Origin of the sequence: Flavobacterium flevense (genome assembly GCF_900142775.1) — a bacterium.
GTDB lineage: Bacteria > Bacteroidota > Bacteroidia > Flavobacteriales > Flavobacteriaceae > Flavobacterium > Flavobacterium flevense.
The window spans coordinates 1-16,151 of the sequence record NZ_FRCC01000009.1 but is presented as its reverse complement, the minus strand read 5'-3'; the positions used below and the strand labels follow the sequence as shown (position 1 = coordinate 16,151).

Annotated in this window: 18 protein-coding genes, 2 tRNA genes and 1 rRNA gene; 13 read left to right on the top strand and 8 right to left on the bottom strand. The window is 32.3% G+C overall.

All coding sequences use genetic code 11. The features are described 5' to 3' along the window. The first annotated feature begins 31 nt into the window (after positions 1 to 31). Both purU and BUB89_RS18175 read left to right on the top strand, forming a co-directional pair. Positions 32 to 886, top strand: a complete 855-nt coding sequence (gene purU, locus BUB89_RS14275) for a formyltetrahydrofolate deformylase (protein WP_073246182.1) — start codon at positions 32 to 34, stop codon at positions 884 to 886. Between the two features lie 402 nt (positions 887 to 1,288). Beyond that, entirely contained in the window at positions 1,289 to 1,429 is a 141-nt protein-coding gene (locus tag BUB89_RS18175) for a hypothetical protein (RefSeq protein WP_170215514.1), read from the top strand. Here BUB89_RS18175 and BUB89_RS14270 read toward each other — a convergent pair. Then, positions 1,424 to 2,224, bottom strand: a complete 801-nt coding sequence (locus tag BUB89_RS14270) for an ABC transporter substrate-binding protein (RefSeq protein WP_073246178.1) — start codon at positions 2,222 to 2,224, stop codon at positions 1,424 to 1,426. The two genes, BUB89_RS18175 and BUB89_RS14270, sit on opposite strands and share 6 nt — an antisense overlap. Before the next feature lie 72 nt (positions 2,225 to 2,296). Next, positions 2,297 to 3,130, bottom strand: coding sequence for an orotidine-5'-phosphate decarboxylase (gene pyrF, locus BUB89_RS14265; protein WP_073246176.1), 834 nt, complete (start codon positions 3,128 to 3,130; stop codon positions 2,297 to 2,299). 188 nt (positions 3,131 to 3,318) lie between these two features. Here pyrF and BUB89_RS18170 point away from each other — a divergent pair, with 188 nt between their 5' ends. From BUB89_RS18170 to BUB89_RS14225, 9 genes are all read left to right on the top strand, one after another. After that, positions 3,319 to 3,882 carry a helix-turn-helix domain-containing protein gene (locus tag BUB89_RS18170; RefSeq protein ID WP_073246174.1) on the top strand — a complete coding sequence of 188 codons (564 nt, stop codon included), beginning with the start codon at positions 3,319 to 3,321 and terminating at the stop codon, positions 3,880 to 3,882. A 15-nt stretch (positions 3,883 to 3,897) separates the two neighbouring features. Further along, positions 3,898 to 4,344 (top strand): response regulator, encoded by a 447-nt coding sequence (locus tag BUB89_RS14255; RefSeq protein WP_073246172.1) that lies wholly within the window; start codon positions 3,898 to 3,900, stop codon positions 4,342 to 4,344. Positions 4,345 to 4,346: 2 nt separating this feature from the next. Continuing rightward, the gene (locus BUB89_RS14250; RefSeq protein WP_073246170.1) at positions 4,347 to 6,113 is read left to right on the top strand and encodes a CHASE3 domain-containing protein; all 1,767 of its coding nucleotides are present in this window, start codon (positions 4,347 to 4,349) and stop codon (positions 6,111 to 6,113) included. Between the two features lie 84 nt (positions 6,114 to 6,197). Next, the gene (locus BUB89_RS14245; protein WP_073246168.1) at positions 6,198 to 6,728 is read left to right on the top strand and encodes a hypothetical protein; all 531 of its coding nucleotides are present in this window, start codon (positions 6,198 to 6,200) and stop codon (positions 6,726 to 6,728) included. A 186-nt stretch (positions 6,729 to 6,914) separates the two neighbouring features. Beyond that, a complete protein-coding gene (locus tag BUB89_RS14240; RefSeq protein ID WP_073246166.1) occupies positions 6,915 to 7,544 on the top strand; it encodes a porin family protein in 630 nt (209 codons plus the stop codon). 23 nt (positions 7,545 to 7,567) lie between these two features. Further along, positions 7,568 to 7,720 (top strand): lmo0937 family membrane protein, encoded by a 153-nt coding sequence (locus tag BUB89_RS18005; protein ID WP_141384548.1) that lies wholly within the window; start codon positions 7,568 to 7,570, stop codon positions 7,718 to 7,720. Positions 7,721 to 7,748: 28 nt separating this feature from the next. Then, on the top strand, positions 7,749 to 8,015 hold the full coding sequence (locus tag BUB89_RS14235; RefSeq protein ID WP_073246164.1) for a YtxH domain-containing protein: 267 nt from the start codon (positions 7,749 to 7,751) through the stop codon (positions 8,013 to 8,015). 62 nt (positions 8,016 to 8,077) lie between these two features. Beyond that, positions 8,078 to 8,614: a hypothetical protein gene (locus tag BUB89_RS14230; protein ID WP_073246162.1), complete on the top strand. Its 537-nt coding sequence runs from the start codon at positions 8,078 to 8,080 to the stop codon at positions 8,612 to 8,614. A gap of 41 nt (positions 8,615 to 8,655) precedes the next feature. Next, positions 8,656 to 9,303 carry a DUF6565 domain-containing protein gene (locus tag BUB89_RS14225; RefSeq protein WP_073246160.1) on the top strand — a complete coding sequence of 216 codons (648 nt, stop codon included), beginning with the start codon at positions 8,656 to 8,658 and terminating at the stop codon, positions 9,301 to 9,303. A 176-nt stretch (positions 9,304 to 9,479) separates the two neighbouring features. Here the strand turns inward: BUB89_RS14225 and BUB89_RS14220 are convergent, their stop codons facing one another. The 3 genes from BUB89_RS14220 to BUB89_RS14210 form a co-directional block, all read right to left on the bottom strand. Beyond that, a complete protein-coding gene (locus BUB89_RS14220; protein ID WP_073246159.1) occupies positions 9,480 to 11,549 on the bottom strand; it encodes a DUF5723 family protein in 2,070 nt (689 codons plus the stop codon). A 130-nt stretch (positions 11,550 to 11,679) separates the two neighbouring features. Continuing rightward, on the bottom strand, positions 11,680 to 12,756 hold the full coding sequence (gene prfA / locus BUB89_RS14215; RefSeq protein WP_073246158.1) for a peptide chain release factor 1: 1,077 nt from the start codon (positions 12,754 to 12,756) through the stop codon (positions 11,680 to 11,682). A gap of 174 nt (positions 12,757 to 12,930) precedes the next feature. After that, positions 12,931 to 14,091, bottom strand: coding sequence for an MFS transporter (locus tag BUB89_RS14210; protein ID WP_073246157.1), 1,161 nt, complete (start codon positions 14,089 to 14,091; stop codon positions 12,931 to 12,933). A gap of 147 nt (positions 14,092 to 14,238) precedes the next feature. Here BUB89_RS14210 and BUB89_RS14205 point away from each other — a divergent pair, with 147 nt between their 5' ends. Next, entirely contained in the window at positions 14,239 to 14,718 is a 480-nt protein-coding gene (locus BUB89_RS14205) for a DUF6265 family protein (protein ID WP_073246154.1), read from the top strand. A gap of 99 nt (positions 14,719 to 14,817) precedes the next feature. Then, entirely contained in the window at positions 14,818 to 15,789 is a 972-nt protein-coding gene (locus BUB89_RS14200) for a family 43 glycosylhydrolase (protein ID WP_073246152.1), read from the top strand. Between the two features lie 48 nt (positions 15,790 to 15,837). Here BUB89_RS14200 and BUB89_RS14195 read toward each other — a convergent pair. From BUB89_RS14195 to rrf, 3 genes are all read right to left on the bottom strand, one after another. Then, a tRNA-Leu gene (locus BUB89_RS14195) sits at positions 15,838 to 15,923 on the bottom strand. Between the two features lie 7 nt (positions 15,924 to 15,930). Then, a tRNA-Phe gene (locus BUB89_RS14190) sits at positions 15,931 to 16,003 on the bottom strand. A 58-nt stretch (positions 16,004 to 16,061) separates the two neighbouring features. After that, positions 16,062 to 16,151 (bottom strand): 5S ribosomal RNA (gene rrf, locus BUB89_RS14185); the annotation flags it as partial.

The window sequence follows — 16,151 nt, the reverse complement described above, 5'->3', positions numbered from 1 at the left end:
AGGTTTATCGAAAGAATGAAATAATTATAAAATGCAAAAAATAACCATCCTGATCCACTGTGAGGATCAAAAAGCAATTATCGCCTCAGTTACTAATTATATTGCAGCCATAGAAGGAAACATTATCTATCTGGATCAGCATGTTGATGCTAATGAAAATGTTTTTTTCATGCGATTAGAATGCGAATTCAGTACTCAAAATTGGGATCTGGAATTAATTAAAAAGGATTTCCAAACCAATCTCGCTGATAAATTTAATATGTCCTGGGAAATTTATACTCAGGAATACAAACCCCGAATGGCACTTTTTATCTCAAAATACGATCATTGCTTATATGATATTTTAGGACGTTACAGTGCCGGTGAATTACCTCTGGAAATCCCTTTGATTATTAGTAATCATGAAGATTTAAAAGGTGTTGCTGAGCGTTTTGGAATTCCTTTTCACCATATCCCTTTTAATAAAAACATAAAAGACGAAGGAGAAAAACAACAAATTGCGTTATTAAAAGAGTACAATATTAATTTTATAGTTTTGGCCCGATACATGCAAATTATCACTCCTAAACTGATTGAATTGTATAAAAACAAGATAATCAATATCCATCACTCGTTTTTACCGGCATTCCCGGGAGCAAAACCCTATCATTCGGCATTTGCCCGTGGTGTTAAAATCATTGGTGCAACCAGTCATTATGTAACCGAGGAATTAGATGAAGGCCCAATTATTGAGCAGGATATTACCAGAGTATCCCATAGTCATTCTATAGAAGATTTTATTGTGAAAGGGAGAGATTTAGAAAGAAGCGTATTAGCAAGAGCAATCAAACTGCATGCTGAACGTAAAACAATGGTTTACAACAACAAAACCGTGATTTTTTCGTAACGCTCTTTTATTTTATTAAACACACGTTTAAAACTTAACTTATAACCAACAAAGTAATAACAAAACCTTAACAGCAATATACGCTGTTATGTAGCATCTTTGCAATGTAATGAACTGGTTATTTATTATATTTGGTTTTGGTTAGTTAAACAAGTGCTAGTATTTTTTAATACTGGCACTTCTTTATTTAAGGAAAATCCAATTATTAATCACATACACTATAATCCGTATCTATTGCATAAAAAAACTACTTCTAACCCATAATCATCCTCTTTCACAGCTTTTTAAAATTTAGTATTATTCTTAATTTTTATCACAAAACAGCCGTAAAATGCTAAACTTAACACAAAAAACTAGGTTTTTAATGTTATGATACTGTAAATTTGCGAAAAATTTACTGTTATGAAAGGATTACTGAAAGAGAAAACTGAAATTAAAAAACTACAGGAAGAGTTTAAAATTTTAACCGGAATGGGACAAAAAGAAACGTCTGCAACTAAAAATAAAGAAAAGAAACAGCTTGCTGAAACCTGCGAATTATAATTTTAAGTGCAGTTCTTTAAAATAAACTAACGCCTTTAACAAGCGACTGCCGTACCAGGAAAACATTTCGCCATCTACCAGACGAATTTTTGCCTGAGTTACCAATGGCATCATTTCTAATGCATCTTTTTCCTTAAACGGATAAGGCTCAGAAGAAAGAAAAATTAAATCCAAATCTGTTTTTTTAATTATTTGCTGAAGTTCAATTTCAGGATATCGGGGTTGATTTTCAAAAACATTTTCAAAATGATTTAGTTTTAATAATTCATTTATAAAATTCTCCGAACCTGCTACCATATAAGGATTTTTCCAAATAAAATATGCTGCTTTCTGAACGGATTTGTTTTCTGTAAATTGTTTGAAATCGCTCAAGGCAAAAGACAATCTGCTAATCCAATACTCAGCTTTGACTTGACAGTCTAAAAGTTTGCCCAAATCATCTATCATTTTTAAGTTATCCTGTACTGTAAGAATATCAGTCACCCAAACCGGACATACGGAACGAAGGTTTTCTACTATTTCTAAAGTGTTTTCTTCTTTATTACAGATGATAATATCCGGCTCTAATGCTTTGATTTTATCATAATTGACATTTTTTGTTCCTCCCACAATGCATTTGGCACTCTTTAAATGTTGCGGATGAATACAAAATTTAGTAATTCCCACTATTTTAGATTCTAAACCTAAATCGACCAATAACTCCGTTTGCGAAGGAACTAAAGAAACAATACGTTGTGGTACTTTATCAAAAGTATGCGTAATCCCGACCCCATCAATTAAAGAATAAGATTTCATCTGATTGTATTTAAAATAAAAAAACCATTAAAAAAAATTAATGGTTTTGCCTTTATAAACGTTATTGTTTTATTATTCAGCCTGCATTATTGCAGCCATTTCCTGTTGCATTTTTAAAGCCTCAATTCGTGCTTTTTGAGCAAAATCAGCTTCTTTTGAAGCATAAATAATCCCTCTCGAAGAATTGATTAGCAATCCTACATTAGCATTCATTCCGTATTTACATACTTCTGACAAACTTCCGCCTTGTGCTCCAACACCTGGAACTAACAAGAAACTATCGGGAACTATTTTTCTAATTTCTGTAAAATATTCTGCTTTAGTCGCTCCTACTACATACATTAGGTTTTCACTGTTTTTCCATGTTTTAGAAGTCTCTAAAACAGTTTTATACAATTCTTTAGCCTCGCCTTTGGTTCCATTTACCTGAAGGGTTTGAAAATCAAAAGCACCTTCATTAGAAGTTAACGCTAACATTATAGTATGTTTGTCCTCAAAAGCTAAAAAAGGTTCCACCGAATCTTTTCCCATGTAAGGAGCAACGGTAATACTGTCAAAATTTAAATCTTCAAAAAAAGCTTTGGCATACATAGAAGAAGTATTCCCAATATCGCCTCTTTTTGCATCGGCGATAGTAAATATTTCAGGATATTTTTCGTTTATATAACTAATTGTTTTTTGCAAAGACATCCAGCCTTTAATTCCATAAGCTTCAAAAAAAGCAGTATTGGGTTTATAGGCCACCGCTAAATCATGCGTAGCGTCAATAATGGCTTTATTAAATTCAAAAATAGGATCTTCTAAGGCTAAAAAATGGCTTGGAATTTTATTTAAATCGACATCTAAACCTATGCACAGAAAGGATTTTTTTATCTGGATTTGCTCAATCAGCTGTTGTGTAGTCATTCATTTTATTTTACAAACGCAAAGTTACAAAGCCAATCCTAAATTTATATAAAAATTACAGATATTTCTATAAAAATTCTACAATACATTTTATTTTTGGATAAACAAATATTTAAAAACTGTGAAATAATAAACCTATTTATTACTTTTACTAAACTTAAAAACTAATATAACTTAAAATAATCGCCTTGAAATTATTTTTAAAAACAGATACATCCTTTCTAATAAAAAAAATATTAGAAGAAAAATTAGACACTTTCAATGTCAAATACAACATCATTAATACTAATGAAATTTTATTTTTAGAAGAGATTGACACTATTACTTATGAAAAGATAAGTGCATTATTGACCGAATATGGTTTTGAAATTATAGAAAATCAAAAAAACATTATTGTTCAAAAAATAAAAGAAACAATTATAGAGATGATTTTCAACGAAAATGCTCCTTCGGTTAAAAGTTCAGTATATTTAGCTGAAAAGCTCAATCATAGTTATGGTTATCTTTCTAATTTATTTTCAGAAGTTACCTATACTTCTATAGAGAATTTTATCATTATTCAAAAAATTGAGTACGTCAAAAAACTTATTACTCATCACAACCTGACATTAACCGAAATTGCTTTTAAACTTAATTATTCCAGTGTAGCGCATTTAAGCTCGCAGTTTAAAAACACTACAGGAATTACGCCTTCGGCATTTCAACGAATATTGAAAAAACGTAACGAATTTAGCAGTCAAAATATCAATTAAACCCCAAATACCTATATGCAAAAAGATTTCATCTTAATTACCCTGGCAGATGATGACGAAGACGACAGAATGTTTTTCACAGATGCTTTTGATGAATTAAAAATTAATACCGTTGTTAACACGGTAAATGATGGCGTTGCTTTAATGAATTTCCTTAATGATCCTGAGAGTATTTTGCCAAATATTATTTTTCTGGATTTAAACATGCCTTTAAAATCAGGTATAGAATGTTTAAAGGAAATTAAAAATGAACCTCGATTTAAAGACATTGTTATTGCTATTTATTCTACTTCTTCTTCTGAAGAAGACATCGAAAACACTTTTGTATTGGGAGCAAATATTTATATTAAGAAACCCAGCAATTTTGGAAAATTAAAAGAAGTATTATCCGAAGTGGTAACGCTAAACTGGCAGTATATAACTTCGGGGTTAAACAAGGATAATTTTTTATTACGAATGTAAAAATGTTTAAATATAAGTTATTTGATTCAATAGGCTTCATAAGAGCTGTGTTTTTAATCGCTTTTTTTATTTTAATTTTTTTAGCCTCTGTAACATACAGACACATAAAAGAATTAGATAAAATTAATGATTCAATCATCAATACTTATGAAATTTCAATTGAGTTAGGACAGCTTACTTCTTATTTAAAAGATGCCGAAACCGGTTATCGTGGTTACATTATTACTAATGACTCTATTTATCTGGAGCCTTTTATTGATGCACGTAAAAACATTAATAATTCTTTTCAGTCATTAAATCATACCATAAGATATGATCCAAAAAAACAAATCAGACTCAAAAGAATCTATGATTTAGTTGACAAACGCTTTTCTTATTTTAAAAATAATTTTACCAATAAAAAAGAATTTAATACTTATTTCAATAACGGTAAATTAGTCATGGATTCCTTAAAAACAGAGGTAAATATCATGCTTAATACCGAAAACAAATTATTAAATTCTAAAGGAAAACTCTACAGATACAATAATTCAAACACCCCTTTAATTATATTTTCGACTTTCCTGATCTCAATTCTGCTTTTAAGTTTAGGATATTTACTTATTATTAAAAATTACAAAGATTTAATTAATCAAAATATCAGGCTTAAAATATTTGATGAATCCAGTAATCAAGCAGAAATACTTGGAAAATATGGCAGCTGGTTATTAAATCTGGAAAATAAAACTTTTGACTATTCGGATAATAAATTTCGCTTGTTAGGTTGTGAACCTCAGTCATTCCTGCCTACGGTGGAAAATTTAATTAGTTACATCCATCCTGACGACAAAGAAATCATCATTGATGCTTTTGAACAAATAAAAGAAAAAAAATTTCTGCCCCTAACCTATTACAGAATAATTAAAAAAGACACTCTGGAAGTTCGTTATTTTAGAACTACCGGAAAAATATTTGTCGACAGACTGAATAATCAAAAAATGATTGGTACTACACAAGATATTACCGAAGATTTTAATAAGACACAACTAATTGAATTAAGAAATAAGGAATTAGAACAAAACAATAAAGAATTAACCGAATTCAATCATGTAGCCAGTCATGATTTACAGGAACCGCTCAGGAAAATTCAAACCTTTATTTCCAGAATTGAAGATAAAGAAAAAGAAAACTTATCAGAAACAGGACAAGATTATTTTCAAAAAATACAGGAAGCATCTAACAGGATGCGTGTATTGATAGATGATTTGCTGCAATATTCCAGAACTAACCGATCCGAAAAGAAATTCGAAACTGTCGATTTAAATACCATTTTTTCGAATGCTATAAGCGAGCTTTCCGAAAGCATTACCGAGAAAAATGCACAAATAAATGCCGAAAAATTACACAAAATTCAGGGAATTCCATTTCAGCTGGAACAATTATTTATTAATCTGATTGGCAATTCTCTTAAATATTCTAAAACAGATGTTCCGGCTATAGTGACTATAACTTCTAAAAGAATAAAAGCCTCTAAAGCTCCTAAATTGAACGAAAAATCCAAGAGAGAATTCATAAAAATTATTTTTAAAGATAACGGTCTTGGTTTTGAACAGGAATATGCTGAAAGGATTTTTTTATTATTCAATAGATTGCATGGTAAAAAAGATTATCCGGGAACAGGTGTGGGACTTGCTATTTGTAAAAAAATTGTGGAAAACCACAAAGGATATATTTTTGCTAAAGGAAAACTAAATGAAGGCGCTGTTTTTGAAGTCTATCTGCCTGCGTAAAGCCCACTAATTATGTAATACTATTAAAGATGCATATAAATTAAATACAAAATTATTTTTTTATTTTTACATAAAATATTCCTAATGAAGTTTTTAAAAAGAAAAAAACCAGTTCTGCTCCTTATAGTGTTTGCCATCTGTTATATGATGCTGGCTTCCTGTGAGAAAAAAAATAAAACTGAAAAGGATATTCCTGAAATGAGAATAATACCCCAAACTCTGATTGAAATTGCAGAATCTAATTTAAAAGTTGTAGCAATTACTCAAAAAGCTCAGGAAAGCACAATGGAAAACAGTACCCAACTTTTATTTAAAAAAATCGAATTTGAACATCTTGAGTTAAAAAAAGAGATTAGAAAAATTGCAAAGGACAATTTTATTATTATTCCTAATACATTATATGATACCAATACCTTAAAAAGTTTTATTAGTGAAGCCAATATTAAATTGTATTTAAACAGAACTAGTATTTTACTCCGTGTAGAATTAGATCAATATAAAAGAATCAGCAAAACTACACCTAATGATCAATTAAAAAACCTTGCAGATAAAACCATCGTAAAGCTTGAAAAAAATATTAACATTCTTCAAAAAGAAGCAAAGACGATAAAATAAAATTACTGATACAAAGTCTCTCAAAACACCTTATTTAAGGTGTTTTTTTTGTTTATAAATGAAAATGGTAATTCTATAAAAGTCTTAAAATATCCTGTAATACTAGTAAACTAAACATATCGCAACTTTGTAATGTAGCCTAGGAACTATATTTAAACAACAATTAATAATTTTAAAATACAAGTCATGAAAAATTTATTTTTAGCCGCAGCAGTTTGCTTATCAGTTGTAAATTTTACTCAAGCACAAGATATGGAACCTTCAGTAGGTATTAAAGGAGGAGTTAATTTCACTAATCTTTACACAGAAGATGTTGATGACAATAATGTTTTAACAAGCTTTAATGCCGGTTTATTTGCAAACTTTCCTGTTTCCAACTCTGTATCCTTACAACCTGAACTACTTTATTCAAGAAAAGGTTCTGAATTAGTTTATGATAATGTATTTGCATCCGGAACTACTAAACTAAAATTAAACTATTTAGAATTACCTGTTTTACTAAAACTTAATGTAACCCCAAACTTCAATGTTCATTTTGGACCTTATGTTGCTTATTTACTTGATGGTAAAGCTACAAATGAAACCGACAGTGGATCTTTTGATTTTGAAGAAAACATCAATAATGATGATCTGAACGAATGGGATTATGGTTTATCAGCCGGTGTGGGATTTGATTTTGAATCTACTTCAATAGGAGTTCGTTACAATTATGGATTACAAACAATAGGTAAAGAAAGAACATTTGCCGGAGAAACTTATACTTTTCCTGATTCAAAAAACAGCGCACTAAGTGTGTACGTTGGTTTCAAACTATAATATTATAATCTAAAAAAAAAATCATGGGAAACTTACTCTATCTGGTCGCAGTATTATTGGTAATATTCTGGGCCTTAGGATTCTTTGTATACAGTATCGGAAGTTTAATTCACATCTTGTTAGTGATAGCTGTTATTGCTATACTGATGCGAATTATAAGCGGAAGAAGACTTTAAATTAATAACTTAAATAAATATAAAAATTATGAACACAAATAAATTAATTATAGGAGTAGTGGGTGGATTATTAACCGGAGCAGTATTAGGCGTTCTATTTGCTCCTGAAAGCGGAAAAACCACCAGAAAAAAAATCAAAGACAAGACAAAGGAATTAAAAGACACTATGAAAAATGACTTTGATAAAGCGATTCAAAAAATTGAGGATAAATATCAAAATATTGCTCAAAACACTAATGATTTAGTTCAGGAGGGAAAAGCAAAAGCTGCCAACCAAATGGCAAATGAAAATTAATCATGCTTTTTTTTCAAACATCTATTTCATTATAAAAAAGTATAACAAATATTATTGTAATTATGAAAAATGCAATTAAAAATTTAGCAATTCTGGCTTTACTAATTATTGGTAGTACACAAGCCATGGCGCAGGATCTTCCTAATGACAACTATGAACAAAAATTCAAATTAGGAATTGGTGCCACTGTTGGATATCCATTCGAAGAACCTTATAACCTTAATGTAGGTGGTGATGTTCGATTGCAATATGACTTATCCAAAAGTTATTCTCTTACTGCCACAACTGGATTCAATAACCTGTTCATCAGCGGAGATAACAATGATTTAGGATATATTCCTGCTAAACTGGGTTTTAAAGCCTTTGTTTTAAAAGATCAATTCTATTTAATGGGAGAAGTAGGTGGTGCATTTGCAGTGACAAATGACTATAACGACAAGTCATTATTATTAAGTCCGAGTATAGGATACGCTACAAAATACATTGATATAAGCGTTCGTTACGAATATTTACCTGATTTCCCTGCATTAAGAAATAATAATGCGGATAATGGATTAAGTCAGATTGCTTTGCGTCTTGCTTACGGATTTGACCTTTAAAATAGTACAATAACACAATTCAATTAATTAAATTTATAAAAATGAAAAACCTAAATAAATTTCTCGTTCTCGCTGCAATAGCTGTTATCATGAGTTCATGCAAAGATGAAAAGAAAGAAATGGCTGATAAAAAAGTAGAAGAATTTAAAATGTATGTAGACTCTATTAGTGATGTAGCTGCTGAAGAAACCAGTAAAAATTGGGAAAGCATCGAAGCTAAATATGAGCAAACCAAAATGGATGCAGAAGAAGCTCTAAATGCCCTGGAAAATAAAGCTGAAAAAGAGGCAGACATGGATAAGATTGCTACTAAATATGAAGAATATAAAGCTGAAGTTGTTCAAAAACGCAACTCAATGTTCCGTGAAAATCTAAGAAGCTCTTTATTTACAGAAAAAATAAGCGATGACATGAGTTTTGCTTGGGTAAACAAAGATAACATTGCCGGTGTTTATTCTAACTTTATAGACACTGTAGAAAAAAACAAAGATTCTTATAACAGAGAAGAGTGGGATGAAATTAAGCTTTTATATGAAGCATTAGATACCAGAAAAAATACTGTTGAAAAAGAAGGATTATCTTCTAAAGACAATATCAAAATTTCAGGTTTAAAAATCAAATTTGCTACAATGTATCGAGTTAATCGTGCAACAGCAAAATCTGATGAAAATGTAGAAGCTAAACAATAATTCTGTCTTCTCGAAATAAAAGCCTTTGCTTTCGATTGAAAGTAAAGGCTTTTTTTGTAACCAATTATTGCTGAGTTCCGTCAGTATTTTTTATTTCGAGCCATAAATAATACCCATAAAAAAAGCTATTTCACGATTAGTGAAATAGCTTTTTTTAAATATTAATGAAGTTTGAATTATTTAATTAAAATAATCTCAACCCGGCGGTTTTGAGCTCTTCCTTCAACCGTTTTGTTAGTAGCTATTGGTTTAGTAATACCATATCCTTCTGATGAAAGTCTGTCAGCACTAATGCCTTTAGCAATCAAATAATCTTTAACTGCAGCTGCTCTGTCCTTAGATAACTGAAGATTTTTAGCCTCATTACCAGTACTGTCAGTATGTCCTTCCAATTTAAAATTAGCATTATTGTATTCATCCATTACTTTTACAATTCCTTCTAATTTATCATGAGATTCAGGTTTAATAGTAGCTTTAGAAGAATCAAATAAAACGGACTTAGAGAAATCATTTAATTTTTTAATTACCTCCGTAGTTACTTCCGGACAACCTTTGTTTGCTAAAGTTCCTTTTACTTTTGGACATTTATCATCTTTATCTGCAACTCCGTCTCCATCCGTATCCGGCCATAAACATCCGTTGTTTTCTTTTGGTCCGGCAACTTCAGGACATTTATCATCTTTGTCTAAAACGCCATCATTATCTTTGTCTTCCCATGGACAACCTTTGTTGGCAGCAGGACCGGCAACAGCAGGACATGCATCATCTTTGTCTAGAACGCCATCATTATCTTTGTCTTCCCATGGACAACCTTTGTTCTCAACAGGGCCGGCAACAGCAGGACATTCATCATCTTTATCTAAAACTCCGTCTCCATCCTGATCTTTATCCTTGGCCTTTTTTTGATAAATAGGGATTTTCATTCCTAAATGAATATCGGCAGCTCTCGAGCTTTTTGAAATAGCATTAGAAATTATCGAACCAGATCCTATAAAAAATACTCCTGTTCTTAATCCTAAGCCCACTTGTGCCTGCTTACTATAATCCATATACGAAATTGGAACATAAGCACTAAACCATTTTGATTCAAAACGAGGAGTCAAACTCACACGGTTAGCAATACTGTTTTGGTTTAATTTTGTTTTACTTACTACACCAAAATCAGCATTAGCATTCAAATAAAATTTTCTATGGATATTCCAGTCTACATCAGCATGAATAGCTGTTGGCAAGTATGCTTTTACCCCTCCATTTACAACTGTAAAATCATAATTGTCTTCCAAAAACTCGTCAAAACTATCTGCATTATCATATTCATTCTGAGTAATTGTTTCATTTAAATCATAATTTCTACGAATACCATCCGCATACTTCATAGATCCTAAATCAGTAACAGAAAGACCAAAACGCAACTTGTATTTGTTTACTTCCTTTAAGTCATTAATATCAGCTCTTTCAGCAGAATATTCAGGTCTCCATTCATAAACCAATCCTAAATCAAGACCATAACCTCTTGACTTTGAATTTATTTCAACATCTGAATTATCAGCAAAATCCTGGCTTGAGCCATAAATAGCTGTTCCTTCACTCACATATTGACTTTGCTCAGGAAAAAGTACATTCTCCTGAAATTCCAGATTAATATTAGTTCCCTGTAAATGGTAATTAGCTACTCCTTGTAAATATTTAGCAGTAATACCTCCTTTTAAGAAATGCTCTCCTCTTTGAAACAAAACAGCAGCATAAGAAATCCCGAATTCACCCCATGAATTTCCTACTGCATTTGGGCTTCCTACCGGATAATCAAAGTTAGTTTTATTATCTTTAGAAAGTTCATTTACTACATTTCCATTAACATCAAGAACATTCATAAAAGCTCTTGCTCTGGTATATATTGCTAATGAATGTTTAGGGGCGATGTTAAACATAACCGATGGCCCCATAATATCGGTATTCATAAAACCATTATTGGCATTGCTAAAATTCTTTTTAGCTTCTAAATCAAAATCATATCCGTCTTTAAAAACATCAAAAATCTTAACGCCATACAAATCGTTAGCCACAGATGAACTAATTGAGAATAAATTAATATCTGCTTTAAAACGGGAATCAGCTATAGACGCCGGATTGTATAATACACTTTGAACACCTGCATAATTATCGGGTGTGTAACCTAAATAAGACTGAGCATTTGCCGTACAAAAACTTGCAAAAGCAAATAACGAAAGAAATACGTTCTTCTTCATATTTAATACTATTAGTTAATAAATTTGGGACAAAAAAAGCACCTAATTTGATAACGCAAATTAAGTGCTTTTTCTTATTAATAATATTAAAAAATTTTATTTTTTTTAACTAATAATGTTTAGTTAACCATTAGAAAACCTCGCTGGCTTCTTTCAGTTTTTCTGTATTATTAACTAATTGTAATTCATCCACAATCTTCTGGATATCACCATTCATGATGTTCCCTAAATCATATAATGTCAATCCTATTCTATGATCTGTAACACGTCCCTGAGCATAATTATACGTTCTGATTTTTGCCGAACGGTCTCCTGAACTCACCTGAGAAGTACGTTTTGAAGCATCTTCCGCTTCTTTTTTAGCTAATTCCTGTTCGTATAAACGAGAACGCAATACCCCTAAAGCTTTATCTTTATTTTTATGTTGTGATTTCTGATCCTGACATTGAGCCACTAATCCTGTTGGAATATGCGTTAAACGCACCGCTGATTTAGTGGTATTTACAGATTGTCCTCCAGGTCCTGACGAACAAAAGAAATCCACACGCACATCATTCATATCAATCTGAACATCAAACTCCTCCGCTTCCGGCAATACCATCACGGTTGCTGCTGATGTATGCACACGTCCTTGTGTCTCCGTTTGAGGTACACGCTGCACACGGTGAACTCCTGCTTCAAACTTCAATGTTCCGTAAACATCTTCTCCGGTAACTTCAAAAATAACCTCTTTAAAGCCTCCTGAAGTTCCCTCGTTCATATCCACGACCGATGTTCTCCAACCACGACTTTCACAATATTTAGTATACATTCTAAATAAATCACCTGCAAAAATACTCGCTTCATCTCCACCCGTTCCGGCTCGAACCTCCACCATTACATTCTTAGCATCTTCTGGATCTTTAGGAATCAACATAAATTTGATTTCTTCCTCAAGTTCTGGTAATCTTTGTTTTGCTTCATCCAGTTGCATCTTAGCCATTTCAGTCATATCAGCATCACTTCCGTCAGCAATAATTTCATTTGCTTCGTCAATATTAGCCATCAAAAGAACATATTCATCTCTTTTTCCAGCCAAAGCTTTCAAATCCTTATATTCTTTATTCAACTGCACATAACGTTTTTGATCAGCAATAACATCCGGCTGGATAATTAAATCCGAAATCTCGTCAAAACGTTGTTTCACTATTTGAAGTCTGTCTAACATAGTTGTAGTCCTTATAATTGGAGTGCAAAAATACAAAAAAGATTGCACATTTTAGAATCCCTTTTTCACATTTTTTCAGGAGCTGTTTCCTGCTATCCGCTGTATCTTTTTCAAGTAAAAAACTTGAAAAAGGATGTCGCTTCTATCAGGGCTATCAATCAGTTATCATAACAATTAATGCTCTTCCGGAATTTTACTTACCATATAAATCATAATCCCACCTAAAAGCGCCATAACTAAAAAAGCCCATTTCATACTCAACAACTCAGATATAAATCCCACCATCGGCGGAACTACTAAAAAACCAAGATATCCAATCGTTGAAATGGACGTCAAAGCTGACCCACTGCTCAAACTCTTAGATTTCCCTGCAATACTAAAAACCAGCGGAACAGTACAGGAAACCCCTATTCCTATCAATACAAAACCAATCATTGTAGAGAAAATAAATGGTAAAACAAAACAAAGTAAAAATCCAACAGAAATAAGAACAGCACTGTAAAATAAAATATTTTTAATCCCAAAACGCATCACCACATAATCACCTAAAAAACGACCTAAAGTAACTGCGGTCATAAAAAACACAAAAGCTGCAGTAGTAATTTTAGGAGAGGCATGCAATACATTCTGAAAATAAATCCCACTCCAGTCATACATCGTATTCTCACAAGCCATAGAAACAAAACAAATTATGGAAAACTTTAATAAATTTTTGTCGGGCATAGAAAAAAACTTTTTTTGCTCTCCGGAAGGTTCGTTTTCAATAGTGAGCGGATAAAAACAAGCTGTTACAGCAAGCATAGCAACACTAATCCCTAACAAATGAAAAGACGGATCAATATGCTGGGTTACCATTACATATCCTAAACCTGCGCCAGCAAATCCGGCTAAACTCCATACCGCATGAAAAGTGGTCATAATTGATTTTGGATACAGCCGCTGTACTTCAAGAGCCTGAGCATTCATTGACAAATTCAAAATATTTCTGGAACCTCCAAAAATCAACAAAATAAGAACCAGCTGCCATACAAATGCAGCAAAACCAGGCAATGCTAAAACTATATTAAACAAAACAGCTCCTAACAACATACAATACCTACTACTGAATAAATTTAAAATTCTTCCTGTAAAAGGCATGGTTAGCATCAACCCAATAGGAAAAGCAAATAAAACAGCTCCAAATTCAGCTTCCGACAAATGCAACTGCTCTTTTATAGCAGGAATACGTGAAGCCCAGGATGAATACCCAAAACCTGATATGAAAAAAAATACGGTAGTTGCTAAACGATAACCTTGAGGAGATTCTCTTAATCTTTTTATATAAGCTGAAAGCATTAATTTTGATTTTTAATATTTAAAATGCAAATTTAAATCTTTTAATTAGCTTAAAATATTAAAACAGCTAAATGATATTCTTAAAAATCTATTACTATTTTCACTAATTTTGCTCTGGATTTGACACTTAATCAATTCATTCTTTTTATGCAAAAAAAAGCCTGTTTACTCTCGCTCCTTTTGGTTGTTGCGGCATGCCAAAAAAACTCAACTATTGAAAAAGACCAAATAAAAAAAGCCGATTGGCTTATAGGCAATTGGCAAAGTAAAACCGATTTCGGAATCCTCTCTGAAAATTGGAAAAAAGTTAACGACAGTACATTTAAAGCGGAATCTCTTTTTATAAAAGACAAAGATACTCTTCATGAGGAAAATATTATCCTGCAACAAAAAGCTGAAAGTCTAACGTATATCACAACGATAAAAGGCCAAAATAATGACAAACCCATTCATTTTCAATTAAAAGAAGATACAGAAAATGAATTGATTTTTGAAAATCTACAAAATGATTATCCTCAAAAAATCACGTATAAAAAGGGTACAAATAACAGCTTAATAACAGAAATTTCCGGAATACAACTAAAAAAAGTAACTTCTGAAAAATATACTTTAGTAAAAACTAAATAATCAAAAGAAACTACTATTCAAAACCTTGCCTAACCAGTGCAAGGTTTTTTTGTTATAAATAATTTATATTTACAAGTCTATTAAACAATTTAAATAAATATGAAGAAAACTCAGGCATTTCAATTTCTGGCAGCATTAACGATAGCAACCCTCTCTGCAAACTCGGTTCATTCGCAAAATCCACTTAATTTTGGCAGCAAAATATTCACTGCAGATCCCTCCGCTCATGTATGGAAAGATGGAAAAATGTATGTCTATACTTCTCACGATGAAGAATGTCAAACCGATTTTTTTATGAAAGACTGGCATGCCTTTTCATCAAGTGATTTAGTAAACTGGACGGATCATGGCGCTATTTTTTCGGTAAAAGACCTCACTTGGGCCGATAATTTTGCCTGGGCTCCAGATTGCGCTTATAAAAACGGTAAATATTACTTTTGCTTTCCTGTGGGAACTGGTTTTAAAGATCGCGTTAACCCAAAAAACAGTACGAAATGGATGGGAATTGGTATTGCTGTAAGTGATTCTCCCACCGGTCCATTTAAAGACGCCATCGGAAAACCATTATGGACCGCTCCATACGCTAATGACCCTTGTCTTTTTATAGACGATGATGGCACAGGCTATATTTATTTTAATGGCGGCGGCGATTATCTGGTTGCCGAAATGAATGACGATTTACTCAGCGTAAAAGGGGATATGTATAAAATGGATATGGGTGGCTATAAACCCAAAAGAGAAGGTCCTTGGGTTTTTAAAAGAAAAGGAATTTACTATTATACCATGCCGGAAGAAAATAGAATTCTAACTTATTATACAGCAAAATCTCCTAAAGGCCCTTGGAAATATCAAGGAGTGATTATGGACGAAGAAGGCGAAAGCAACAACCATCATTCTATTGTAGAATACAAAGGGAAATGGGTGCTATTTTATCACCGATGGATCGAAAACAAATCGGAATGTGGAGATAAACAACGTCAGGTATGTGCCGAAAATCTTTATTTTAATGAGGATGGTACTATTCAAAAAATAAACAGAACCGCTTTAGGCGTTGGAAATTCATTCAAATAATACCAAAAAAAAAGCTTCAATTAGCAAGTTGCCAATTGAAGCTTTTAGTACTCAGAGCGGGACTTGAACCCGCACGAACATTGCTGTTCACTGGATTTTAAGTCCAGCGTGTCTACCAATTTCACCATCCGAGCATTATTGTGGTACCTCCAGGGATCGAACCAGGGACACATGGATTTTCAGTCCATTGCTCTACCATCTGAGCTAAGGTACCAATACATACTTAAAGTATGAATAAAAAAGCCCATCTTTCCAGACAGGCTTTTCATAAAGAAAGGCGACGACATACTCTCCCACAAAACTGCAGTACCATCTGCGCAGGCGGGCTTAACTACTCTGTTCGGGATGGGAAGAGGTGAGCC

Excerpts from the sequence above, each read along its gene's own strand:
- pyrF (WP_073246176.1), bottom strand. The coding sequence starts at position 3,130 with ATGACTACACAACAGCTGATTGAGCAAATCCAGATAAAAAAATCCTTT.
- BUB89_RS14205 (WP_073246154.1), top strand. The coding sequence starts at position 14,239 with ATGCAAAAAAAAGCCTGTTTACTCTCGCTCCTTTTGGTTGTTGCGGCA.
- BUB89_RS14270 (WP_073246178.1), bottom strand. The coding sequence starts at position 2,224 with ATGAAATCTTATTCTTTAATTGATGGGGTCGGGATTACGCATACTTTT.
- BUB89_RS14230 (WP_073246162.1), top strand. The coding sequence starts at position 8,078 with ATGAAAAATGCAATTAAAAATTTAGCAATTCTGGCTTTACTAATTATT.
- prfA (WP_073246158.1), bottom strand. The coding sequence starts at position 12,756 with ATGTTAGACAGACTTCAAATAGTGAAACAACGTTTTGACGAGATTTCG.
- BUB89_RS14225 (WP_073246160.1), top strand. The coding sequence starts at position 8,656 with ATGAAAAACCTAAATAAATTTCTCGTTCTCGCTGCAATAGCTGTTATC.
- BUB89_RS14255 (WP_073246172.1), top strand. The coding sequence starts at position 3,898 with ATGCAAAAAGATTTCATCTTAATTACCCTGGCAGATGATGACGAAGAC.
- BUB89_RS14240 (WP_073246166.1), top strand. The coding sequence starts at position 6,915 with ATGAAAAATTTATTTTTAGCCGCAGCAGTTTGCTTATCAGTTGTAAAT.
- BUB89_RS14210 (WP_073246157.1), bottom strand. The coding sequence starts at position 14,091 with ATGCTTTCAGCTTATATAAAAAGATTAAGAGAATCTCCTCAAGGTTAT.
- purU (WP_073246182.1), top strand. The coding sequence starts at position 32 with ATGCAAAAAATAACCATCCTGATCCACTGTGAGGATCAAAAAGCAATT.
- BUB89_RS14220 (WP_073246159.1), bottom strand. The coding sequence starts at position 11,549 with ATGAAGAAGAACGTATTTCTTTCGTTATTTGCTTTTGCAAGTTTTTGT.
- BUB89_RS14235 (WP_073246164.1), top strand. The coding sequence starts at position 7,749 with ATGAACACAAATAAATTAATTATAGGAGTAGTGGGTGGATTATTAACC.
- BUB89_RS18005 (WP_141384548.1), top strand. The coding sequence starts at position 7,568 with ATGGGAAACTTACTCTATCTGGTCGCAGTATTATTGGTAATATTCTGG.
- BUB89_RS18175 (WP_170215514.1), top strand. The coding sequence starts at position 1,289 with ATGAAAGGATTACTGAAAGAGAAAACTGAAATTAAAAAACTACAGGAA.
- BUB89_RS14245 (WP_073246168.1), top strand. The coding sequence starts at position 6,198 with ATGAAGTTTTTAAAAAGAAAAAAACCAGTTCTGCTCCTTATAGTGTTT.
- BUB89_RS14250 (WP_073246170.1), top strand. The coding sequence starts at position 4,347 with ATGTTTAAATATAAGTTATTTGATTCAATAGGCTTCATAAGAGCTGTG.
- BUB89_RS14200 (WP_073246152.1), top strand. The coding sequence starts at position 14,818 with ATGAAGAAAACTCAGGCATTTCAATTTCTGGCAGCATTAACGATAGCA.